This window comes from Hymenobacter cellulosivorans (assembly GCF_022919135.1).
Classification (GTDB): Bacteria; Bacteroidota; Bacteroidia; order Cytophagales; family Hymenobacteraceae; genus Hymenobacter; species Hymenobacter cellulosivorans.
In genome coordinates, this window is the sequence record NZ_CP095049.1 from 6,016,821 (window position 1) to 6,039,339 (window position 22,519).

The window sequence follows — 22,519 nt, forward strand, 5'->3', positions numbered from 1 at the left end:
GTAGGGTGGCTAGGCCAAGTGGGCAGTACTACGTGGCAAGTGCCCCGGTGGTACACGCCTACCGCCGACGGTTGTTTTGTAGCAATGGTAGTGACCCGCTCCACAGTTCCAGCTTTCTTTAAAACCAGTGCCTTGCCGGAAGCTGTTGACCAAGTACATCGTGCCGCTGTAATTGGCAGCGACACAAAACTGCACGAAAAAAGTCCCTGGCTGGCAGCCGAGGGACTTTTTCGTAATAACAAACAGCTCAAGCGGTCAGCTACGCGGCGGAGCAGCGCGGCGAACGGCAGGTTTGGGAGCCGCTGGCTTTTGAGGGGCACTTGCGGACCGCGTCACTTTACGGGTACCCGCTTTGGGAGCTACTTTCCGAGGCCGCACCAACTGTTTAGTGGCCGGCTTTTTCCGAGCCGGCGTGGCTTTGGCAGGTTTGGCTGGTGCTTTAGTCGGCGCCGCGCCGTATTTGAGCTGGGCCGAATTCGTACCGGAGCTCACGAACAGGTCGAATTCTACGCGGCGGTTGCGGGCCCGACCCGCTTCGGTGGCATTGCTGACTATGGGGTAACGGGTACCGTAGCCGCGCGTGTCAATTCGGCTTTCAGCTACTCCTTTTTCTACCAGATAACGCCGGGCGGCGGCGGCCCGCTCCCGCGAAAGCGTCAGGTTGAAGGCAGCTGGACCTTTGTTGTCGGTGTGGCCGGCAATGCTGAGGGAGTAGTCGGGGTATTGGCTCAAAACCGGCACTAAGGCATCCAGTGTGGGATATGAGGATGGCAGCAGCACGGCTTTGTTGGATTCGAAACGAATGGAGCGAGTGGCGGCCTGTAGGCTCCGGCGCACCTCCGCCTTGATTACGGGGCAGCCGCCGTTACTGGCGGGGCCAGCGCTATTGGGACACCGGTCGCGGGCGTTGAGTACTCCGTCGCCGTCGTTATCATTGCTGGCCGAGGCCGGGGCAGCTGGCGTCACGGCGGTACTGTCGGTAGCGCCGGCTACCGGGCAGCCCGAGACATCCACGGTGGCCCCGGCGGGCGTGTCGGGGCACTTATCGTCGGGGTCGATGATGCCGTCACTGTCGGCGTCGGGGCAGCCCTGCCGGTCGATGGAGCCGGCAATGTCGGGGCAGTTGTCTTCCGAATCGGTTACGCCGTCGCTGTCTTTATCGGGGCAGCCGCGCAGTTCGGCCACGCCGACCTCGGTAGCGCAGGCGTCGAGGTAATCGGGCACGCCATCCTCGTCACCGTCGCGGGGCAGCCTTTTTCGTCCACGGTCACGCCGGCCGGGGTATTGGGGCATTTATCGAGACGGTCGGACACGCCGTCCTCATCCATATCCAGGGCCTGGCCCAGGTTAAATGTTAAACCGACGCTGTGCTGCAAAAACCGGTCGGCCCAGCGGGGCGTGGCCTGCTCTACCGTGCCATCCAGGTTGGCGTTGAGCGGCAGGTGCTGCCCGCTTTGCACGAACAAGCTCACACCGGGCCCAAGGCGCAGGCTGATACCGGCGGCGGCAAACAAATCGAGGTAGCCTTTATCTAAGTCGATGCGGGAGCCGCCAAACTGCCCGGCCCGGCTGGCGTAAGTGAAGCCCGGCGCAGCCAGCAGGTAAGGCTGGATAAAGCTATTTTCCTTGAGTGCCCAACCGTTGTTGAGCTTAAGCTTGAACCCCAGATTTACGTTAATCAGCGTGGTCGTAAAATGGGTATCAGGACTACGGCGGCCGGTCAGCTCACCGTAAAAAAGCTGGCTGTTCAAGTCCAGGCCCTTGCCCAGATACTGATTAATCATCAGGCCGGGCGCAATACGGGTATTGTCCAACTTCCAGTAGTCGGAGCCAAAGTCGCCCTGGTACTGCAGGCCGTTGGCCACCAGCCCCAGGCCGGTGCGGCGCTCGGCGGTTTGGGCCTGGGCCGCGGGCGGGCAGGCCAGCAGAACCAACGCTATGGCTATGAACGGGAAACGTCGTAAAAAGTGCTTCATATCGTAAAAGGCGCAAGTACACCGAAGCGGAAAACCAACGAGGGTATACGCAATAGCTGCCAGCCGGAAAAATGGCCCTAATAATACAGTTATTCCGCAACTAACTCTACGGCAAACCCGGGCGCTGCGGCGACATCTTCCCCGACTTTTTGTGCTACCTCCGAGGACTTACGCCTTTCGCTCTAACCTAATTCCAGCCGAATACCGGCTACCCCCTAGTAGCACCAGAAAAAAAGCAGCTCCGACCAAGAAGGTCAGAGCTGCTTTGCGGGAGCCTTAGCGCAGACGCTTTAGTAGAGCACCCCGCCGATATAGACATCGTAGGTACCGTCGCTCTGAAGGTCGGCATAGCCATAGTCGACCAACACCCCGGCGCTGTACACTCGGAAGTCAGTCTGACTATCGTAGACGTAAGTCACCTGGGGCAGATTGTTGGCGGCGGCGTAATTGCGCACGGCAATCTTGACGTAGGTATCAATGAAGTTTCCACGAGCCGCCACCGAGGCCGCAGAAGTAGACACTGGAGCTGCTGCCTCCACGGCCACGGGAGCATTGCACACGAGCAGAGCTGCCAAGGGCAGTAACCGACCTATTGTTTTCATAGAAACCGGGAAATAAGATGGTAGATGGATGCCCAAACCTATTTCCCAATGCTTTGACCAGCAAGGTCAACCTACTTCCAACTGTGACATACCACTAGGGCATGCATTAGCCTGCCTTCCGCGCCAGCCGCACCGACGATTCGCGGATAATCAGCTTGGGCTCCAGTACCACGGGCTTCAGGGGGGTAGCCGTAGCCGGGCGCTTGAGCAGCTTGAGTAGCAGGCGCACGGCAGTACGGCCCATTTGCTCACTGCGCTGGTCGACGGAAGTCAGCCGGGGCTCGGTCAGTTCGGTGAAGGCCTCGTTGCTGAAGCCAATCAGGGCCATGTCTTTGGGCACGCGCAGGCCCTGTTCCTTGGCTACCTGCATGGCCCCCACAATGGCCAGGTCGTTAGAGGCAAATACGGCGTCGGGCCGCTCACTCAGCTTGAGCAGCTTGCGCATGGCCTGGGTACCGCTTTTCAGGTTGATGTCGGCGTGGTGCGAGACGTACTCGCGGCGCAGGGGCAGGCCGTGGGCCTGAAGCGCGTCGAGGTAGCCCTGGTAGCGGTTCTTGTTAATATTGACGTGCAGCGGGCCGCTGAAAATGGCAATGCGGGTGCAGCCCTGCTCAATCAGGTGGGACACGGCCTGGTAGGCCCCCAGGTAGTCGTTGAGCACGACGGCACTTACGTTGGGTCCCTGGAAACCTTCGATGATCCGGTCGAAAAACACGAGCGGGAGGCGCTGGTTCTTGACCTCGTCGAAGTGGGTGAAGTCCTGGGTGGTATTGGCCAACGACACCAGAATACCTTCGACCTGGGCGTTCATAAACAGGTCGATGTTCTTTTTTTCCTGCTGCACATCCTCGTCCGACTGGCAGATCAGCACGTTGTAGCCCGACTTACTGGCTTCGGTGGCAATGCCGTGGACGACGTGGGGGAAAAAGTTGCCGGTAATATGGGGCACCAGCACGCCCAGGGTTTTGCTGTGGCCGCGGCGCAGGGCAGCGGCCAGCTGGTTGGGCCGGTAGTTGAGTTCCTGGGCCGCCTGCCGCACCCGTTCCTTGGTGGCCTCACTCACGTCGTTGTGGTCGGCCAGGGCCCGCGACACGGTGGAAGCCGACAGGTTCAGGGCTTTAGCTAAATCAGTTATGGAGGCCCGACGGTTTGCCATGCAGGTGGAAAGAATTGGTTGGACAGATACCGCGGCTCAAGATAGAGCCAATTTCACAGCAAAACCCACGCGTGTATGAATTCTGCCTTATCTTTAGCCCAGTTCCGGGGCTCAGCGGCCCCGAAGCTTTCGGCCGTTTTTACCTGGTTTGCCAAGTAGCCTAGCTGCCGAACCCGATGGTCCCGGTGCGGGGTGCTCCGGCGGCGAAGCTCGCTTCGGCCCCGGCACCTGCCCCGCGCCAGGCCCCGCTGCTTACCTCGCTCTTCCCCATTCCCATTCTCCTTTCGTACCCTAATTTCTCTCCCTCAATGGCAGAATCAACGCTTACCGGCTTGCGCGCCGGCGTGCTCCACGGCGACGAAGTTCAATCCCTGTTTAAGGTAGCCAAGGCCCAGGGCTTTGCCCTGCCCGCCGTCAATGTGACGGGCAGCAATACGGTTAATGCAGTGCTGGAAACGGCCAAGGCGCTTAACTCGCCGGTTATCATCCAGTTTTCGAACGGTGGAGCCCAGTTCTTCGCCGGCAAATCGGTGCCCAACGGCGACCAGCGCGCCAGCATTGCCGGCGCCATTTCGGGGGCTCAGCATGTGCACCAAATGGCCGAGCTTTACGACGTGCCCGTGATTCTGCACACCGACCACGCCGCCAAAAAGCTCCTGCCCTGGATTGATGGCCTGCTCACGGCCGGCGAAAAGCACTTCGCCCAGTACGGTCAGCCGCTCTACAGCTCCCACATGCTGGACTTGTCGGAGGAGCCGATTGAGGAGAACATCGAAATCTGCAAGCGCTACCTGGAGCGCATGAGCAAAATGGGCATGACGCTGGAAATCGAGCTGGGCGTAACCGGCGGCGAGGAAGACGGCGTCGACAACTCCGACGTAGACTCCAGCAAGCTCTACACCCAGCCCGAGGAAGTGGCTTACGCCTACGAGCAACTGAGCGAAGTGAGCAACCGCTTTACCATTGCCGCCGCTTTCGGAAACGTACACGGCGTGTACAAGCCCGGCAACGTGAAGCTGCAGCCCAAAATTCTGCACAACTCCCAGGAGTTTCTGCGCCAGAAGCACAACATCGAGGAAGCCCTGCCTATCGACTTCGTATTCCACGGCGGCTCGGGCTCGTCGCAGGAGGAAATCCGCGAGGCCATCAGCTACGGTGCCATCAAGATGAACATCGACACCGACCTGCAGTGGGCCCTGTGGGAAGGCATCAAAGATTACTACGTGCAGAACGAAGCCTTCCTGCAAGGCCAGATCGGCAGCCCCAACGGGGCCGACTCGCCCAACAAGAAGTACTACGACCCGCGCGTGTGGCTGCGTAAAGGCGAAGAAACCTTCGTAGCGCGCCTCAAGCAGGCTTTCGAAGATCTGAATGCCGTAAACCGCCGTCCCTAGTTTATTGCCTGTTTAGCGTCAATACCCCTTCTGGAAAAGCCCCTGCAAAACCTTGCGGGGGCTTTTTTTGTACTAGTGCTATCTATACAGAGGGGGTTGCTGGGAAAACAATTCCATTTTTGCCCATCTATGGTTGTGATTAGCTAGTCACAGATTAATAGATTTGTGGAGTTATTCGGCCCCTTGCCGGCTCCGCTCTGCCAGTAGCTGGTTGTCAAGGACCAGTGGCGTTTTGATACTCAGCCCCCTTACCTCACCTGCCCCCGCAGCCCCGTCGGGATTTTCCCGTCCAAACAGAACCGCCCATGACCAACCGTAAGCAGCATATTGCCCAGGTAGCATTGCAGCTATTCGGCGACAAGGGCTTCGAGCACACACCCACGCAGCTCATTGCCAAAGAGGCTGGTGTTTCGGAAGCCCTGATCTTCAAGTATTTCGGCTCCAAGGAACAGCTCCTGGAGTTTATTATCAAGAACGGCTACAAGCGCATCATCGAAGCCAACCGGGGCTGGCTTGAGGAGCGCGACCCGCTGGGGTTGATTCACAGCGTGATTGAACTGCCCTACAAGCTGGTAAAGGAAGAGCCCTATTTTTGGAAGCTTCAGTCGCGGCTGACCAACAGTGAAGTAGCTCAGAAGCAACACGAGCGGTTTTTGCAGCCGGTGCCGGCCCTGTTGCACCGCGCCTTCGTGAAGCTCCGCTACCAGGAGCCCGACAAGGAAGTGAGCCTACTGCTGCTGCTCATCGACGCGCTGTGGAAGATTCAGGCCCAGAAAACCGACGAGCAAATTCAGGAAATGCTGGACTTCATCAAGTCCAAGTACCAGGACCAGGCGTAGTATTCCAAGCGGCCCAATAAGGCCGTCATAGGCCAACGACAAACGAGGCCGGACCGAGAGTGGTCCGGCCTCGTTTGTCGTTGGTGGTACTCCATCCTCAGCCCGTATTAGACTAAGTACTGAAAGAGGATATTATTGCTGTATTTATACTATTGTAACGCATATTTTAAAATTATATCAATAATAATACTCGCTGCACAATTTTTTTTGCGTGTTTTTTAACCGCAGTGCCGTGTGCGTTAAAAGTGGGAATCCAGCTTGATTTCCCAGTGAAAGCCTAAAAAGAAGGTGTGCTCTAAGCGTGTAAATGGCCTTTGGCAGACTCGTTGCCGGTTGCTAAACCTATTTAGCAGCTTGCTTTTAGCCGGCCGAAAAAGGTATATTTGACTACCCCGCCCCTATTGCTACCGACCGTTTTTCTCTTTCGCGCAGCTTCACCTATTGCTCGCGCCGTCGCTAAGCACTCCCCCTTCAGTTTCTGAGTTTACTCCGCCGCCTGGCCTTAATGCTTGGCCAGGTTCCGCACGTCTGTTCCCTTTCACTTCCAATCCCACCAATCATGAAAAAGACCTTTACTACGCTGTGGCGCGCCGCGGCTTTCCTGGCATTGTGCCACGTTCCGGCTAAAGCCCAAACTTATCAGCAAGTCTGGGCCGATGAGTTCAATGGCAGCATCAGCTCCAGCTGGGTGTTTGAAACCGGCGGCGGCGGCTGGGGCAACAACGAAAAGCAATATTACCAGCGGGCCAACGCCACCGTTGTCAATGGCGTGCTCCAGATTACGGCCAAGAAGGAAACCGTGGGTGGTATGCCCTATACCTCTTCGCGCATGATTACCAAAGGCCTCAAGGAGTTTACCTACGGCAAGATGGAGGCCCGCATCAAGATGCCGATGGGCCAGGGCCTGTGGCCGGCTTTCTGGATGCTGGGGGGCAACATCAACCAGGTTAGCTGGCCCGCCTGCGGCGAAATCGACATTATGGAGCACATTAATGCCGAAAACAAAATCTACGGCACGCCGCACTGGGACAGCAACGGCCACGCCGAGTATGGCGGCAGCGTAGCCACTACGCCCGCTGACTTTCACGTGTACTCTGTGGAGTGGGACGCCAGCTCCATCCGCTGGTTTTTGGATGGGGTGCAGTACCACGTCATGAGCATTCAGAACAACACCGGCAGCACCGAGGAGTTTCACCGGCCGTTCTTCCTACTCCTGAACCTAGCCGTAGCTGGCAACTGGCCCGGGCAGACCGTGGACGAAAGCAAGCTGCCGGCTACCATGTTTGTGGACTACGTGCGGGTGTACCAGAAAACCAGCACGCCCCCGCCAACTACCTCATCCCTCACTATTCAGGCCGAAAACTACAGCGCCATGAGCGGCGTGCAGCTGGAAGGCTGCTCGGATACGGGTGGCGGGCAGGACGTGGGCTGGATTGACACCAACGACTGGATGGCCTACAACAGCATTAATTTCCCGACTTCGGGTACGTATACCATTGAGTACCGCGTGGCCAGCGGGGCCAGCGGCGGCCGGGTTTCGGCCGATTTGAACGCCGGCGCCATTCAGCTCGGCAGCGTGGCCATTCCGGCTACCGGCGGCTGGCAGAACTGGACTACTGTTTCCCAGACCGTAAATGTCAATGCGGGCACTTACAACTTCGGCGTGTTTGCCCAAGCCGGGGGCTGGAATCTGAACTGGATCCGGATTACCAAGTCGGGTGCAGCCCGGACGGCGGCCCCGGCCACTGCTGCGACGCTGGCAGCCGAGCTCAATGTGTACCCCAACCCGGCTACCAAACAGCTGAATATCCAATCGGAGCAGGATTTGAGTGGCAGCCAGTACCAGATTGTGGATGACCGGGGCAAAGTAGTAGCCAGTGGCGCCCTGAGCAATGGACGCCTAGACGTGGCCAGCCTCAAAAACGGGCTCTATACCCTGGTTATCGTCACTAAAGACCAGCAGAAGCTGACTCGCCGCTTCAGCAAATAACCTCTTCTAGTTAGCCTGTAGCAGGCTGCCCCGGCGGGCAGCCTGCTATTCCGCTGCCTTTTGATTTCTGCACTCCCTCGTTTCTGCTCTTTCTATAATTCAACTTCTTTCCACATTATGAAAAACAAGTATCTGTATGGCTTGGGTGCCCTGCTGCTCGGTGGTGGGCTCAGCAGCCCGGCCAACGCCCAAAACCAAGCGCGGCCATCTTACACGGTTGGGTCGAGCCAAGAACTGGTGCGGCAACTAGAAAGCCAGGTAGCCACGGCACAGAGCCGGCGGGCTGCCCCGACGGTAACCCTGCGCGTGTCGGGCAATCAGACTTTGGTGGGCAAAGTAAACCACCGCGAAGCCCTGGACGCTAGTGGGGAGTATGTGGTGGGCGAAATTCAGAACGTGCCGGGCTCCTCTTTTTTGCTGCGCATTGAAGGCAACGTGGTGCAGGGCAACATCATTCTGCGCCAAACCCGCCAAGCCTACCAGTACTCGGCCGACGAGCGGGGCACCGTGCGGGTGCAGCCCATCGACATCGACAAGCTGCTCTGCGTGGATTATAACCAGCCCGTGGGCTACCGCAACCCGGCACCCCAAACCGATAACACGGCCAGCAAGGTTTCGGTCATTTCCCTGCAAAGCTTCCCCGGCGCCCGGGGCTGCATCATGCTCGATTTCGACGGGCAGTACGTATCGGGCACGCCTTGGAACAACGGCAACCCGATTAACGCGGCTCCGGCCGGCATGACCGACGCGGCCATTCAGGAGTTCTGGGAATTGGTCAGTGAGGATTTCCGGCCCTTCAACATGAACGTGACCACCGACGAGGCCGTGTTCAATTCCTACCCCAAAACCATGCGCATGCGCTGCATCGTGACGCCGACCAACACGGCAGCGCCGGGCGCAGGCGGCGTGGCGTATTTGACCTCATTCAACTGGAACGACGATACGCCCTGCTGGGTGTTTATGACCTCGCCCAAGGCCGGCGGCGAAGCGGCTTCGCACGAAGTAGGCCACACGCTGGGCCTGAGCCACGACGGCCGCCTCAACCCCAAGGAAGAGTACTACGACGCCCGCACTTCGGCCGGCAACTGGGCCCCGATTATGGGCGCCGGCTACTACAAGCCCGTCACGCACTGGAGCCGCGGGGAATACGCCTCGGCCAGTCAGACCCAGGACGATTTGGCCATTATGGCCAGCGCCACTTACAACGTGGGCTACCGCAACGACGACCACAGCAACAGCATCAGCGGGGCTACGGCGCTGGCCCGCAACGGTACCAGCGTGTCGGGCTCGGGTATTATCGAGCGGACCAGTGACCAGGATTATTTCACCTTTACCTGCGGGACGGGCACTGTTAATCTGAACCTGAACACCGTGGGCCGTCACGGCGACCTGGACATCGTGGGCCGCCTATTTGACGGTAGCGGGGCCCAGATTGGCACTTTCGACACCCAGGGCAGCCTCAGCACTACGCTCAGCGCCAACCTGACTGCCGGCACGTATTACCTGCAGATTGACGGCACCAGCTACGGCAACCCCGTCACGGAGGGCTATTCCGACTACGGCTCCCTGGGTACGTTCAGCATTTCGGGCACCGCCCCCGCCGGCGGCACAGTGGCCGGCGTGGCCACTATGTATAAGGACTGCAACTACACCGGCACGGCGGTAAACTTGCCCGCTGGCGACTACAATCTGGCCGCCTTGCAAAGCCGCGGTATCTTGAACGACGATATTTCCTCGCTCACGGTGAATAGCGGCTATCAGGTGGTGGTGTATGAAAATGACAACTTCGGCGGCGCGGCTCTGACCCTGACGGCCAGCAACAGCTGCCTGGTCAATAACCCGCTGGGCACCGGCAACTGGAATGACAAAGCAACTTCTCTGCGGGTGCAGCCGGCAGCTTCCTCATTCAGCGTGACGTTGCAGGCTGAGGCGGCCAGCGTAAACAACGGTATGACAGCAGAGGCCTGCACCGACGCAGGCGGCGGGCAGAACATGGGCTACGTGGACGCCGGTGATTACCTGGTTTGGAATGGCATCAACTTCCCCACTACGGGCCAGTACCTGATTGAGTACCGCGTAGCCAGCGGCGGCAGCGGTGGCACCATTTCTTCCGACCTCAACGCCGGCACCATCCAATTCGGCAATACCCCCATTCCCGGTACCGGCGGCTGGCAGAACTGGACCACTGTGTCGCGCACTGTGACCGTCAATGCGGGCACTTACAACTTCGGCATCTATGCGCAGTCGGGTGGCTGGAACGTCAACTGGGTCCGTATCAGCCGCGTGGGTAGCGCACGGGCAGCCAACCAGGGCAGCGTGGCTCAGGCGGCAGCGGTGCTAGACCTCTACCCCAACCCGGTTACCGACCAGCTGCAGATTCACTCCGACCGGAGCTTGGCCTCCAGTGAGTATCAGATTCTGGATGCCTGGGGCAAGGTAGTGGCCCAAGGCTCGGCCGCAACGGGACGGCTGAACGTTTCGGGTTTGCAGCCCGGCTCCTACACCCTGCGCCTGGTTATTGATGGCCAGGTACAACCCGCCAAACGTTTCCTGAAATAACCCCGGTGGCTGGGGCCTCTCTACCCGATGGCCCCAGCCACCCTTTATTCGTCTACTTATGGTACGGAACCACAGCATATCAGGCAAATTCATCCAGACTTGCGTCGGAGCACTGGTGCTTCTGCTGGCCTTGGGGGAAGTGGGGCAGGCTCAAACCAAAAGCCCGAAGCGGGGCCTGGCCTACGGCTACCACTCGGCCGCCGACATGCAGGCGCTGGCCCCAGGCATCAGTTGGTGGTACAATTGGTACTCCCGCCCCGACGCGGGGGCGGCCACCATCTACCCCGGCCTCAACGTGGACTACGTGCCCATGCAGTGGGGCCGCGACCTGGACGGCAGCGCCGTTACGGCCGACCGGCTGGCGACCAATATTCCGGCGGGGGCCAAGTACCTGCTGGGCTTCAACGAGCCTAATTTCCGGTCTCAGGCCAACTTGACGCCAACTCAGGCAGCGGCGCTGTGGCCGGTTCTGCAGGAAGTGGCGCGGCGTAAAAACCTCAAGCTGGTGTCGCCGGCCGTGAATTATTGCGGCGACTGTGTAACGGAAAATGGCACCACCTACTATTCGCCCACACAGTACCTGGACGCCTTTTTTGCCGCCTGCCCGACGTGTCAGGTCGATTACATTGCCGTGCATACCTACGTGTGCGAGGAACGCTGGCTGCGCGACAAGATTGCCGAGCTCAAAAAGTACAACAAGCCCATCTGGCTGACCGAGTTTGCCTGCGGCGACATGCCCGCCAGCCAGATTACGTTGGCCGTGCAGCAGAAATACCTCATGGACGCGGTGAACTACCTGGAAAAAGAGCCAGCTATTTTCCGCTATGCCTGGTTTTCGGGCCGCAACAATGAGATTCCCAACATCAACCTGCTGGGGGCCTCGGGTCAACTGACGGCCCTGGGACAGGAGTACGTGAGCCTACCCGTGAACGGGGAGCCAGGCCGACTTATCCCGGTAGCCACACGCGCCTCTTCCCAGGAAAGCAACGCCACCGGGGCGGCCAACGCTACCGACAACAACATCAACACGCGCTGGGCCAGTGCCTTTGCCGACCCGCAGTCCTTGCAGCTCGACTTCGGGAGCATTCAGACTTTTACCCGCGTACAGCTCAGCTGGGAGGCGGCTTTTGCCCGGGACTATCAGCTCCAGACCTCCTCCGATGGTGTCAACTGGACTACGATTCAAACAGTGGTCAACGGCGACGGGGGCGTGGACAACCTGACCGGGCTCAGCGGCCGGGGCCGCTATCTGCGTTTGCTGGGCACCCGGCGCGCCACGACCTACGGCTACTCGCTCTATGAAATCGAGGTTTTTGGACCGGCCACCACTGCTTTACGAACCGCATCGGTATCCGCTTCCAATTCTGCCACGACTCTGGATCTCTACCCCAATCCCGCCGAAACCCAGCTGCACGTGGCGCTCAGCGGTGGAGCCCGCCTGCGCAGCCTAACCATTACCAATGCCCTAGGCCAAACCGTGCTTACCAGCGCAGGGCCGGCCGCCGAGCTGACTATTGCCTCCCTGCCCGCTGGCCTCTACGTCGTGCGGGCCACTACCACTGATGCCCAACAGCTCACCCAGCGGCTGGTGAAGCGCTGAGGCACCCCAGCTTTTCTGCCCGCTACGCCACGGCTGAGCGCCTTACCTATCCGCACCATTTTTCCACTCCAAAACCAATGCTATGAAAATTACCTTTTCCCTAAAGCAGGTCCTGTTGCTGCTCTTGCTGCTGCTGAGCTCCGCGTCGACCTTCGCTCAGTTTCGGGTAATCGGCTACGTGCCCTCCTGGGCCGGCGACGTGAACAGCGTGCAGTACAGCAAGCTGACCCACATCAACTACGCCTTCCTGCTGCCCACGGCCACGGGTGGCCTGCAACCCATTGAAAACCCCAGCAAGCTGCAAAGCCTGGTTTCGTTGGCCCACGCCAACGGCGTAAAAGTGCTGATTTCGGTGGGTGGCTGGAATGATGGCAACGACAGTGGCTTCGAAAGTATCGGCGCCAATGCTGCGTACCGCAACACCTTCGTCACGAACCTGGTCAACTTCGCCAATCAGTACAACCTCGACGGGGTGGACATCGACTGGGAATACCCGGACGCCGGGGCTTCGGCCAACAACCATGCCCTGCTGATGCAGCAGCTTTCCACCGAAATGCACAGCCGGGGCAAGCTGCTCACGGCCGCCGTGGTGGGCACGGGTGGGGCCAGCATCCTCAACAGCGTGTTTACTTCCGTAGACTTTCTGAACCTGATGGCCTACGACTTCAACAACTTCGACCACTCCACCTACGACTACGCGGTGCAGTCCATCAATTACTGGAAGGGCCGCGGCCTGCCCGCCAATAAAACCGTGCTGGGCGTGCCCTTCTACGGCCGGCCCACGTGGGAATCGTATGCCCAGCTGCTGGCCCGCGGCGCCAGCCCCAACGCCGACGTATTCGACGGCGTGGGCTACAACGGCATCCCGACCATCAAAAGCAAAACCAACCTGGCCTTCGACCAGGGCAGCGGCATCATGATCTGGGAACTGTCGCAGGATGTAACCGGTGCCAACTCTTTGCTTACGGCTATCAACCAGGTCGTCGTGCAGCGCAATGGCACGAACCCGCCTCCAGCCCAGGCCGTCCCGGGGCGAATTGAAGCCGAAAGCTCTTCGGCACAATCGGGCACCCAAACCGAAACCACAACCGACACCGGCGGCGGACTGAACGTGGCCTGGTACGAAACCGGCGACTGGCTCGACTACTCCGTGAACGTGGCTGCGGCCGGCTCCTACACGGTAGGTTTCCGGGTGGCCTCGGCCTACGGTGGCGCTACGCTGCAGTTGCGTAACAGCGCCGGCGCCGTGCTGGGTAGCATCAATGTGGGCAACACCGGCGGCTGGCAGAACTGGCAAACCATCAACGCCACCGTGACCCTGCCCGCCGGCCGCCAGACTCTGCGCCTGTACGCCTCGGCTTCCACGGGCTGCAACGTGAACTGGCTAACCTTTGCCAGCACCACGCCGCCCCCAACGTCCTCGACCACCATTCAGGCCGAAGCCTTTACCAGCATGCAGGGCGTGCAGGTAGAAACCACTACCGACACCGGCGGCGGCCAGAACGTGGGCTACATCGATGCTACCGACTGGATGGCCTACGCCAACGTCAATTTCCCGACCTCGGGCACGTACACCATTGAGTACCGCGTAGCCAGCCCCAGTGGCAGCACGTTGTCATCGGACCTCAACGCTGGCTCCACCCAGCTCGGCAACGTGGCTATTCCGGCTACCGGCGGCTGGCAGAACTGGACCACCGTGTCGCAGACCGTAAATATCAACGCGGGCACCTACAGCTTTGGCGTGTACGCCCAAGCCGGAGGCTGGAACTTCAACTGGCTGCGCATCACCAAAGCTGGGGCTGCCCGGCCGGCCGGCACTGCCCTAACTACTTCCGTCAGCACCCTCGACCGGAACCTAGAAGTGTATCCCAACCCGGCCGGCCGCGCCCTGCATTTCCGTGCCGACGCCAGTCTGATCGGCAGTCAGTATCAAGTCTTTGACGTAACCGGGCGCACCGTGCTCAGCGGGCAGCTGTCAGCCGCCGACCTGGATGTTTCGACGCTGAAGGCTGGGGTGTACACGCTGCGTCTCTCTGCCGAAGGTCAGGGCAGCGTAACACGCCGCTTCGTCAAGGAAATGGAGTAACTACGATGTCCTGCTTGATCTGGCGAGGTGCCCCGTCTCTGCTTGAGGCGCAGAATGCTCAACAGGACGGCGTGTTATGATCTACTCAGAAAACACAAAAAGTCCGCTACCAGACTGGTAGCGGACTTTTTTGCGTAAAAAACCAACCTTAAATAATCGTACTTAAGCCCAAGGCAATATTGTTCTTGTGGAGCTGGCAGTCCAGAATATCCAGGATGCCATAGGCCACAAAGCTGCCTACCTGCTCGGTGGTGTAAGGCGACTTGGCGTTGAGCTCCGGCGTCAATACGCCTTGCTCCAGGGCATTGTCCACGGCTTTCTTCACCGAATTGGCTTCTTCCTGCAACCCGAAGTGCTCCAGCAGCATGGCCGCCGACAGAATCGTAGCAATAGGATTGGCGATGCCCTTACCCTTGGCTTGCGGATACGAGCCGTGAATAGGCTCGAATAGCGCCGCTTCGTCGCCGACGGAGGCCGAGGGCAGCAAGCCCAACGAGCCGGCAATAACCGAGGCTTCGTCGCTGATGATGTCGCCGAACATATTCTCGGTCAGAATCACGTCGAACTGCTTCGGGCTCAGAATCATCTGCATGGCCGCGTTGTCCACGAACAGGTAGTCGACCAGCACCTTGGGATATTGCAAAGCCAGGTCCTGCACTACTTCGCGCCACAGTCGAGAGGTTTCCAGCACGTTGGCCTTGTCCACTAGGGTCAGCTTGCCGCGACGGGCCTCGGCGGCCTGGAAAGCGCGGTGGGCCACCCGCTCGATTTCGTAGCGGCTGTAGGTGCAGTTGTCGTAGGCCGAGCCATCCTCGCGGCGGCCTTTTTCGCCGAAGTAAATGCCCCCGGTCAGCTCGCGGAAGATGAGCATGTCGGCACCCTGAATCCGGTCTTTCTTCAGCGGCGAGTGTTCCAACAGCCGGTCGTAAGCCGTTACGGGCCGGATGTTGGCGTACAGCCCCAGCGACTTGCGCAGGCGCAGCAGCCCTTGCTCGGGGCGCACCTTGGCGCTGGGGTTATTGTCATATTTCGGGTCACCGATGGCCCCAAGCAGCACGGCGTCGGCCGCGCGGCAGGCATCGAGCGTAGCCTCCGGGAGCGGGTCACCGGTAGCGTCGATGGCACAGGCGCCCATGAGCTGATAGTCGAAGATGAACTCGTGGCCGAACTTGTCGGCCACGGCCTTTAGGGCCCGCACCGCTTCCTGACACACTTCCGGCCCGATACCATCTCCCGATAGCACCACGATTCGTTTGCTTAAAATACCCATTTGCGCAGCTGTTCGTAGGTTTTAATGGCGTCCCGCTGACTCACCAAGTAGTCGATATCGTCGTAGCCATTGATCAGGCACTCCTTCTTGTAAGCGTCGAGCTCAAAGCCGACACTAGTTTCCCAGACCGGAATGGACAGCGTCTGGCTGGGTAAATCCACTACTAGCTGCGTTTCGGGCTCTAGCTCTACCTGCCGGAACAAGCCTTGTAATACCTCTTCGGAAACCTGCAGGGGCAGCAAGCCTGTGTTTAGCGCGTTGCCGCGGAAGATGTCGGCGAAATAGCTCGAAATAACCACCCTGAAGCCCGCATCATACAAAGCCCAGGCGGCGTGCTCCCGACTAGAACCGCACCCGAAGTTCTTGCCCGCCAGCAGAATCTGACCCTGATAACGGGGGTTGTTGAGCACGAAATCGGTCTTAGGCTGTCCGTCAGCCTGGTAACGCCAGTCGGCAAACAGGTTTTGGCCAAACCCCTCACGGGTCGTGGCCTTCAGGAAACGGGCCGGGATGATCTGGTCCGTATCGACGTTTTCGATGGGCAGCGGGACAACGCCCGAGCGAAGCGTTTGGAATTTTTCCATGGGTGGTGGGACGTGCTGGAAGAAGGTTGTGAAGCCTGCGTCAAGTGAAAGGAGAAACCAGTTTCCGGTAGCTGGCTGGTCCGGCGGGCCCGAGGCTGGCTCCCTAGCCGATTCCTCCTCTCGCTTGCGTGCCTTGCGACGTTAGGGTCGCGGCAAAGTGGCAGTTAATTCAAATACTGGGTGATGTCGACGATGCGGCCTTCTACGGCCGTGATGGCGGCCACGAGCGGGCTGGCCAGCAGGGTGCGGGCTCCCGGGCCCTGGCGGCCTTCGAAGTTGCGGTTAGAGGTCGAGACGCAGTAGGCGCCGGCCGGAATCTTGTCGTCGTTCATGGCCAGACAGGCCGAGCAGCCCGGTTCCCGCAGCTCAAAGCCGGCTTCGGCCAGCACCTGGTCGAGGCCTTCGGCAATGGCCTGCTTTTCAACCAGCTTGGAGCCGGGCACGATGATGGCCTCCACGTGCCGGGCCTTGTGCTTGCCCTTCACGTAGGCTGCCACGGCCCTAAGGTCCTCGATGCGGGAGTTGGTGCAGCTACCGATAAAGACGTAATTGATTTCCTTGCCGAGCAACGATTCTCCCGGCGTGAAACCCATGTAAGCCAATGATTTGTCGAAACTGGCAGCTTCCCCATCGGTGCCGAGCACCGGAATCGAGCTGCTGAGCGCTATGCCCATACCGGGGTTGGTGCCGTAGGTTATCATCGGAGTAATGGCCTGCGCATCGAAGCTCAGCTCCGACTCAAACTCGGCACCTTCTTCCGAATACAGCGTCTGCCAGTACGCTACGGCCTGCTCCCACCGCTCACCCTGAGGGGCGTAGGGCCGGCCTTGGAGGTAGTCAAATGTGGTAGCATCGGGGGCAATGAGGCCGCCGCGGGCTCCCATTTCGATGCTCATGTTGCAGACCGTCATGCGGCCTTCCATGCTTAGGCTGCGAATGGCGCTGCCGGCGTACTCCACGAAGTAGCCGGTGGCCCCGCCCGTGCCGAGCTTCGAAATGATGTAGAGAATTATGTCCTTGGCCGTCACGCCGGGCCGCAGCTCGCCATCCACGGTGATGCGCATGCGCTTGGGCCGGCTGATAAGCAGGCACTGCGAGGCCATTACCTGCGCAACCTGGCTGGTGCCAATCCCGAAGGCAATGGCCCCGAAGGCGCCGTGGGTCGAGGTGTGGCTGTCGCCGCACACGATGGTCATGCCCGGCTGGGTCACGCCCAGCTCTGGTCCGATGACGTGCACAATGCCCTGGTACTGGTGGCCCAGCCCAAACAGCTCCACGCCGAACTTCGCGCAGTTTTCGGTGAGCTTATCCACCTGGGACCGGCTCAGCGGGTCCTGAATCGGCAGGTGCTGGTTGCGGGTCGGTACGTTGTGGTCGGCGGTGGCCAGAATCTGCTCCGGCCGGCTCAGCGGTAGGCCCCGTTCCTGCAGCTCATCGAAGGCCTGCGGGCTGGTGACTTCGTGAATCAGGTGCCGGTCGATGTAAAACACCTCCAGCCCGCCCGGAATGGTTTTCACCACGTGGGCATCCCAGATTTTATCGAATAAGGACTTGGCCATGATGCTTACTTTGAAACCTTGGGAGGGGTGCTGTCGGCCGGGCGGCTGCTTAGGCGGGCCTGCTCGGCGGCGTAGGTTATCCAGTCGGGGCAGCGGGACGAACGAACTGCAGCGCGGGGCTCGACCTGGCTGTGTTGCAGGGGCATGTTCATAAGCGGGAAGCGTGTTAGGAGGCGGCTACCAGGTTTTCCTGTTCCACCAGAATGTGCAAATCCGTATCGACTACTTCCTTCTGACGGTCGGCTAGCTGCAGGAAGGAGGCGTAGGCCTTGTTCAGGGCGTGCTTGTCGAAATCGTAGCCAATTTTTTGCAGGCGGTACGCCAGGGCGGCGCGCCCCGAACGAGCGGTTAGTACAATCGACGAATCCGCCACGCCCACCTCGCGCGGATCAATGATTTCGTACGTCTCGCGGTGCTTGATAACGCCGTCCTGGTGTATCCCACTCGAATGCGAAAAGGCATTCGCTCCCACAATAGCTTTGTTAGGCTGCACCACCATGCACATCAGCTGTGATACCATGGCCGAGGTTTCGGCCAGCAGCTGCGTGGTGATGTTGGTACCCAAATTGAGGTAAGGGTGCTGGCGCAGAATCATCACGACCTCCTCTAACGCCGTGTTGCCGGCCCGCTCCCCTACCCCATTTATGGTGCATTCAATCTGCCGGGCCCCGTTCATGACGCCGGCAATGGAGTTGGCCGTAGCCAATCCTAAATCGTTATGGCAATGCGTGGAAAGCGTCACGTTCTGCACGCCCCGCACATTTTCGTACAGGTATTTGATTTTAGCTCCGTACTCTTCGGGCAGGCAGTAGCCCGTTGTGTCCGGGATGTTGAGCACCGTGGCCCCGGCCCGAATGGCAGCCTCACAGACGCGGGCCAGGTACTCGTTGTCGGTGCGGCCGGCATCTTCGGCGTAGAACTCCACGTCTTCTACGAAGGACTTAGCCAGCTTCACAGCGGCCACGGCCCGCTCAATGACCTGCTCGGGCGTGGAGTTGAGCTTAAACTTGATATGAGACTCAGAAGTACCGATACCGGTATGAATCCGCGGGTAGCGGGCGTGCCGCAACGATTCGGCGGCGACGCGGATATCGTTTTCCACAGCCCGGGAGAGGCCACAGACGGTAGCCTCCCGGGTTTGGGCCGCAATGGCAGCCACGGCGGCAAAGTCGCCCGGACTCGATACGGGGAAGCCCGCTTCAATCACGTCGACACCGAGTAGCTCCAGCTGCCGGGCAATGACGAGTTTTTCGTCTTGGTTGAGCTTGCAGCCGGGCACTTGTTCCCCGTCGCGCAGGGTCGTATCGAAGATCTGAATTTTCTGAGCAGCCATATTATCGGAGTACTTTCAGCGAATTGCTGCCCGCAAGTACACCGGTAAAACGTGGCCAGGAAAACAAACTCTCGGCACGCCTACTATTTCCAATAATGGCCTTTCAATTTACAAGTGTCTGTTTATCAGAAATATATTATTTAGCCAACTACAACGGCCAACGGGAAAATTGCGGTGTTTAGGCCAACATAAAGCCCGGTGCATGAAGCCCTGGCGCAACTGTGCTACCACCTAACTGGAGAAAAAAGAACGTCATGCTTCGCGGGGCTCAGCATGACGTTCTTTTCCCAACATCCTCAACACGTCAGGCTCCTCGGAATGAGGTTCCACTACTTGTATGGTCTCTATACCAACAAGCTCAAGAAGTCCTGCTTGCCGTTCAGGTATTCGTAGGCAAAGCCTTCCTCCCGCATCCGCTGCTGAATTCCTTCAATTTCGTGGGGCTTCCGGACTTCAATGCCGACGAAAACAGGGCCTTTTTCCTTGTTGTTTTTCTTGATGTACTGGAAGTGAATGATGTCGTCGTCGGGGTGCAAAACATTGTTCACGAAGCGGCGCAGAGCCCCGGGCCGCTGGTTAAAGGTCACCATGAAGTAGTGCTTCAGGCCCTTATGACGCATGGCCCGCTCCTTGATATCCTCCATGCGGGTAATGTCGTTGTTGCTACCGCTAAGTACGCACACCACCGTTTTGCCCCGGATTTCGTCGGCAAACTGGCGCAAAGCCGAGATGCTGAGCGTGCCGGCCGGCTCCAGCACGATACCTTCCTCGTTGTACATGCGCAGCAGATCCTCGCACACCTGGCCTTCGGGAACCAACACCACGTCGTCGAGTAGCGCCCGGCACAGCTCGAAAGTCAGGGCGCCGGGGCACTTCACGGCCGCACCGTCCACGAAGCTTTCAATGTGCTCCAAGGCCTGCCGCCGGCCGGTTTGGATAGCCTGCTGCATGGAAGGCGCGCCCAGGGGCTGCACTCCTATCAGCTTAGTGTGCGGGCTAAGCTGCCGGAATACGCTGCCCACGCCCGAAGCCAAACCGCCGCCCCCGATGGGCATAAAAACGTAGTCGATGGGCTGGGGCGCGGCTTTGAGGATTTCCAAACCTACCGTCGCCTGGCCTTCAACAATGGCCAGGTCATCGAAGGGGTGCACAAAGGCGCTGCCTCGTTCGTCGCAGAACAGCTTGGCGGCTTGAAACGTGTCGTCGAAGGTGTTACCGGTCAGGACGACCTCAACCTGCTCTTTGCCGAACAGGCGCACTTTGCTCACCTTCTGGGCCGGCGTGTTGGCCGGCATGAAAATATAGCCCTTCAGCCCCAGCAGTTGGCAGGCGTAGGCCACGCCTTGGGCGTGGTTGCCGGCACTGGCGCACACTACTTCCGGCGTGTCCTGCTCCCGGGCCAGTTGGGAAATCTTGTTGTAGGCGCCCCTGATTTTGTAGGAGCGCACCACCTGCAAGTCTTCCCGTTTCAGGTAAATCGACGCGCCATAAGCGGCCGAGAGGCCCAGGTTTTGCTGAAGCAGGGTTTCGTAAATCACGCCCTGCAGATTGCGGGCAGCCTGCTCCACGCTTTCGAGCAGTACTGTGGGGGCTGAAAGGGCTATAGTTTCGCTATGCATCGGCTTCGGCAGTTTTCTTCAGGGAGCGGAGCTGGCGCACGGTTGCGCCGGTTTGCCACAGCTCCGATTCCCGAACTTCCTTGAGTTCGGCTTCCAGTTCTTTCCGATAGTTCGGCGTGGAGCCGCGCTGGATGGTACGCTCGGCTTCCTTGCCCGAGGCCACGCTGTCGTAGAGCTCATTGAGCACGGGCAGCGTAGCTTCCCGGAAGCGGCCTTTCCAGTCGAGGGCGCCACGCTGGGCCGTTACGGAGCAGTTGCTGAACATCCAGTCCATGCCGTTTTCGCCTACCAGCGGTACCAGGCTCTGGGTCAGCTCTTCTACGGTTTCATTGAAGGCCTCGGAAGGCGAGTGGCCGCGCTGGCGCAGCACTTGGTACTGAGCCTCGATGATACCAGCCAAAGCACCCATCAGCACGCCCCGCTCCCCGGTCAGGTCGGAGTATACTTCGCGCTTAAAGTCGGTTTCGAACAGGTAGCCCGAGCCTACCCCGATGCCCAGGGCAATGGCCTTTTCCAGGGCCTCACCGGTAGCATCCTGAAACACGGCATACGACGAGTTCAGCCCGCCGCCCTGCAGATAGAGTCGGCGCAGGCTGGTGCCGCTGCCCTTGGGCGCCACCAGAATCACGTCCACGTCGGCGGGTGGAATGATGTTGGTTTGGTCGTTGAAGGTGATGCCGAAGCCGTGGGAGAAGTACAGCGTTTTGCCCGGCGTGAGGTGCTGCTTCAAGGTGGGCCACAGGGCAATCTGGCCGGCATCCGAGAGCAGGTTGGCAATAATGGTGCCCCGGGCAGCGGCTTCCTCAATGGAAAACAGGGTTTCGCCCTCGACCCAGCCATCCTGCAGGGCTTTTTCCCAGGAGGGCGAATCCTGGCGCTGGCCGATGATGACGTTGAAGCCGTTGTCGCGCAGATTCAGGGCCTGGCCCGGCCCCTGCACCCCGTACCCAATCACGGCAATGACTTCGTCCTTCAGGTAGGCCTGGGCCTTAAACAGCGGATACTCGTCGCGGGTAATTACAGTTTCTTCTACGCCGCCAAAGTTGATGGTTGCCATGATGGAAAGTGGTAAAGGGTGAATAGTGAGTGTTGAATGCTTTTTGGGTTTGGAAGCCGGTCTCCGCAGGCCGTCGTTCCGAGCTCCGCGAAGAATTCCGCGTGCTGACGTTGTTAGGAAACGAGCTGTCCTGCTGAGCAGAGTCGAAGCATCTCTACCGCTTCGTTGTGACAGCTTTTGATTAGCCCTGCACGCGAGATGCCGCCCGCTGGTCGACAGGACGCGCTGCTGTAGTACTACATCGAGAAGACCTCGTCGCGGTTGTTGAGGAACTCGTTTTCCACGACTTCCGAGCCGGGCTCGGTGCGCTCAAACTCGCGCAGCTTGCGGTTGAACCCGTCGCTGTGTTTGATGATGGCAATGCGGGCCGAGCGCACAAACTCGATGAGGCCGTAGGGCTGCAGCACCTTGATGAGGGTATCGGTTTCCTCGCGGTGGCCCGTGGTTTCAAACACCGTATAATCTTTGCGAATGACCACGGCCCGGGCCCCATGTTCCCGCAGCAGGCGCTCCACGGAGGCTTTTTCGGCAATGACGTCGGTGGGCACTTTGTAAAGCGCCATTTCCTGCCAGATCACCTCCTGATTGGTATTAAAGTAGACCTTGAGCACTTCCACCTGCTTTTCGATCTGCTTGGCAATCTTGCGCACCACGTCCTCGGTTTCGTGAATCACGATGTTGAAGCGGTGAATTCCCTCAATTTCGGAGGGCGAGGTATTCAGGCTTTCAATGTTGATTTTGCGGCGCGAGAAGATGATGGCAATGCGGTTGAGCAAGCCAATCTGGTTCTCGGTGTAGGCCGTGATGTTGTATTCCTGCCGGGTCATTGGGAAAGGGTGAGATGGTGAGGTGGTGAACTAGTAAGTTTGATGTTCTGGTAGCACGTTTGGCACGG

18 protein-coding genes are annotated in these 22,519 nt (G+C 59.3%); 6 read left to right on the forward strand and 12 right to left on the reverse strand.

From position 1 onward, the window contains the following. Positions 1-255 precede the first annotated feature (255 nt). The 4 genes from MUN80_RS25575 to MUN80_RS25600 all read right to left on the reverse strand — a co-directional run bounded on the left by MUN80_RS25575 (position 256) and on the right by MUN80_RS25600 (position 3,734). Positions 256-1,224 carry an OmpA family protein gene (locus MUN80_RS25575; RefSeq protein ID WP_311136259.1) on the reverse strand — a complete coding sequence of 323 codons (969 nt, stop codon included), beginning with the start codon at positions 1,222-1,224 and terminating at the stop codon, positions 256-258. Continuing rightward, complete coding sequence (locus MUN80_RS26165) at positions 1,140-1,976, reverse strand: outer membrane beta-barrel protein (protein ID WP_311136260.1); 837 nt, start codon at positions 1,974-1,976, stop codon at positions 1,140-1,142. The genes MUN80_RS25575 and MUN80_RS26165 overlap by 85 nt, the downstream gene beginning before the upstream one ends. A gap of 290 nt (positions 1,977-2,266) precedes the next feature. Next, the gene (locus MUN80_RS25595; RefSeq protein ID WP_244717864.1) at positions 2,267-2,578 is read right to left on the reverse strand and encodes a hypothetical protein; all 312 of its coding nucleotides are present in this window, start codon (positions 2,576-2,578) and stop codon (positions 2,267-2,269) included. A gap of 106 nt (positions 2,579-2,684) precedes the next feature. Further along, positions 2,685-3,734, reverse strand: coding sequence for a LacI family DNA-binding transcriptional regulator (locus MUN80_RS25600; RefSeq protein ID WP_244717866.1), 1,050 nt, complete (start codon positions 3,732-3,734; stop codon positions 2,685-2,687). A gap of 308 nt (positions 3,735-4,042) precedes the next feature. Here MUN80_RS25600 and fbaA point away from each other — a divergent pair, with 308 nt between their 5' ends. The 6 genes from fbaA to MUN80_RS25630 all read left to right on the forward strand — a co-directional run bounded on the left by fbaA (position 4,043) and on the right by MUN80_RS25630 (position 14,202). After that, positions 4,043-5,128: a class II fructose-bisphosphate aldolase gene (gene fbaA / locus MUN80_RS25605; protein WP_244717869.1), complete on the forward strand. Its 1,086-nt coding sequence runs from the start codon at positions 4,043-4,045 to the stop codon at positions 5,126-5,128. Positions 5,129-5,433: 305 nt separating this feature from the next. After that, positions 5,434-5,967: a TetR/AcrR family transcriptional regulator gene (locus tag MUN80_RS25610; RefSeq protein WP_244717872.1), complete on the forward strand. Its 534-nt coding sequence runs from the start codon at positions 5,434-5,436 to the stop codon at positions 5,965-5,967. 559 nt (positions 5,968-6,526) lie between these two features. Next, complete coding sequence (locus tag MUN80_RS25615) at positions 6,527-7,957, forward strand: carbohydrate-binding protein (protein ID WP_244717874.1); 1,431 nt, start codon at positions 6,527-6,529, stop codon at positions 7,955-7,957. A gap of 117 nt (positions 7,958-8,074) precedes the next feature. Beyond that, positions 8,075-10,516: a carbohydrate-binding protein gene (locus MUN80_RS25620; RefSeq protein WP_244717876.1), complete on the forward strand. Its 2,442-nt coding sequence runs from the start codon at positions 8,075-8,077 to the stop codon at positions 10,514-10,516. A gap of 58 nt (positions 10,517-10,574) precedes the next feature. Next, a complete protein-coding gene (locus tag MUN80_RS25625) occupies positions 10,575-12,116 on the forward strand; it encodes a glycosyl hydrolase (protein ID WP_244717879.1) in 1,542 nt (513 codons plus the stop codon). Between the two features lie 82 nt (positions 12,117-12,198). Beyond that, complete coding sequence (locus MUN80_RS25630) at positions 12,199-14,202, forward strand: carbohydrate-binding protein (protein ID WP_244717882.1); 2,004 nt, start codon at positions 12,199-12,201, stop codon at positions 14,200-14,202. A 148-nt stretch (positions 14,203-14,350) separates the two neighbouring features. On the opposite strand, the gene leuB is transcribed toward MUN80_RS25630, so the two are convergent. From leuB to ilvN, 8 genes are all read right to left on the reverse strand, one after another. Beyond that, the gene (gene leuB / locus MUN80_RS25635; protein ID WP_244717885.1) at positions 14,351-15,472 is read right to left on the reverse strand and encodes a 3-isopropylmalate dehydrogenase; all 1,122 of its coding nucleotides are present in this window, start codon (positions 15,470-15,472) and stop codon (positions 14,351-14,353) included. Continuing rightward, complete coding sequence (leuD, locus tag MUN80_RS25640) at positions 15,460-16,056, reverse strand: 3-isopropylmalate dehydratase small subunit (protein ID WP_244717888.1); 597 nt, start codon at positions 16,054-16,056, stop codon at positions 15,460-15,462. Before leuD ends, leuB begins: the two co-directional genes overlap by 13 nt. A gap of 164 nt (positions 16,057-16,220) precedes the next feature. After that, the gene (gene leuC / locus MUN80_RS25645) at positions 16,221-17,615 is read right to left on the reverse strand and encodes a 3-isopropylmalate dehydratase large subunit (protein ID WP_375373973.1); all 1,395 of its coding nucleotides are present in this window, start codon (positions 17,613-17,615) and stop codon (positions 16,221-16,223) included. 5 nt (positions 17,616-17,620) lie between these two features. After that, positions 17,621-17,761, reverse strand: a complete 141-nt coding sequence (locus MUN80_RS25650; protein ID WP_244717891.1) for a hypothetical protein — start codon at positions 17,759-17,761, stop codon at positions 17,621-17,623. Positions 17,762-17,781: 20 nt separating this feature from the next. Beyond that, the gene (locus MUN80_RS25655) at positions 17,782-18,948 is read right to left on the reverse strand and encodes a 2-isopropylmalate synthase (protein ID WP_244717893.1); all 1,167 of its coding nucleotides are present in this window, start codon (positions 18,946-18,948) and stop codon (positions 17,782-17,784) included. A gap of 344 nt (positions 18,949-19,292) precedes the next feature. Beyond that, entirely contained in the window at positions 19,293-20,567 is a 1,275-nt protein-coding gene (gene ilvA / locus MUN80_RS25660) for a threonine ammonia-lyase IlvA (protein ID WP_244717896.1), read from the reverse strand. After that, a complete protein-coding gene (ilvC, locus tag MUN80_RS25665) occupies positions 20,560-21,624 on the reverse strand; it encodes a ketol-acid reductoisomerase (protein WP_244717899.1) in 1,065 nt (354 codons plus the stop codon). Before ilvC ends, ilvA begins: the two co-directional genes overlap by 8 nt. A 236-nt stretch (positions 21,625-21,860) precedes the next feature. Then, the gene (gene ilvN / locus MUN80_RS25670; protein ID WP_244717902.1) at positions 21,861-22,451 is read right to left on the reverse strand and encodes an acetolactate synthase small subunit; all 591 of its coding nucleotides are present in this window, start codon (positions 22,449-22,451) and stop codon (positions 21,861-21,863) included. Positions 22,452-22,519 lie beyond the last annotated feature (68 nt).

What these genes read in the sequence shown, in the direction of transcription:
- MUN80_RS26165 (WP_311136260.1), bottom strand. Translation starts at nt 1,976, where the DNA reads ATGAAGCACTTTTTACGACGTTTCCCGTTCATAGCCATAGCGTTGGTT.
- MUN80_RS25595 (WP_244717864.1), bottom strand. Translation starts at nt 2,578, where the DNA reads ATGAAAACAATAGGTCGGTTACTGCCCTTGGCAGCTCTGCTCGTGTGC.
- MUN80_RS25600 (WP_244717866.1), bottom strand. Translation starts at nt 3,734, where the DNA reads ATGGCAAACCGTCGGGCCTCCATAACTGATTTAGCTAAAGCCCTGAAC.
- fbaA (WP_244717869.1), top strand. Translation starts at nt 4,043, where the DNA reads ATGGCAGAATCAACGCTTACCGGCTTGCGCGCCGGCGTGCTCCACGGC.
- MUN80_RS25610 (WP_244717872.1), top strand. Translation starts at nt 5,434, where the DNA reads ATGACCAACCGTAAGCAGCATATTGCCCAGGTAGCATTGCAGCTATTC.
- MUN80_RS25615 (WP_244717874.1), top strand. Translation starts at nt 6,527, where the DNA reads ATGAAAAAGACCTTTACTACGCTGTGGCGCGCCGCGGCTTTCCTGGCA.
- MUN80_RS25620 (WP_244717876.1), top strand. Translation starts at nt 8,075, where the DNA reads ATGAAAAACAAGTATCTGTATGGCTTGGGTGCCCTGCTGCTCGGTGGT.
- MUN80_RS25625 (WP_244717879.1), top strand. Translation starts at nt 10,575, where the DNA reads ATGGTACGGAACCACAGCATATCAGGCAAATTCATCCAGACTTGCGTC.
- MUN80_RS25630 (WP_244717882.1), top strand. Translation starts at nt 12,199, where the DNA reads ATGAAAATTACCTTTTCCCTAAAGCAGGTCCTGTTGCTGCTCTTGCTG.
- leuB (WP_244717885.1), bottom strand. Translation starts at nt 15,472, where the DNA reads ATGGGTATTTTAAGCAAACGAATCGTGGTGCTATCGGGAGATGGTATC.
- leuD (WP_244717888.1), bottom strand. Translation starts at nt 16,056, where the DNA reads ATGGAAAAATTCCAAACGCTTCGCTCGGGCGTTGTCCCGCTGCCCATC.
- leuC (WP_375373973.1), bottom strand. Translation starts at nt 17,615, where the DNA reads ATGGCCAAGTCCTTATTCGATAAAATCTGGGATGCCCACGTGGTGAAA.
- MUN80_RS25650 (WP_244717891.1), bottom strand. Translation starts at nt 17,761, where the DNA reads ATGCCCCTGCAACACAGCCAGGTCGAGCCCCGCGCTGCAGTTCGTTCG.
- MUN80_RS25655 (WP_244717893.1), bottom strand. Translation starts at nt 18,948, where the DNA reads ATGGCTGCTCAGAAAATTCAGATCTTCGATACGACCCTGCGCGACGGG.
- ilvA (WP_244717896.1), bottom strand. Translation starts at nt 20,567, where the DNA reads ATGCATAGCGAAACTATAGCCCTTTCAGCCCCCACAGTACTGCTCGAA.
- ilvC (WP_244717899.1), bottom strand. Translation starts at nt 21,624, where the DNA reads ATGGCAACCATCAACTTTGGCGGCGTAGAAGAAACTGTAATTACCCGC.
- ilvN (WP_244717902.1), bottom strand. Translation starts at nt 22,451, where the DNA reads ATGACCCGGCAGGAATACAACATCACGGCCTACACCGAGAACCAGATT.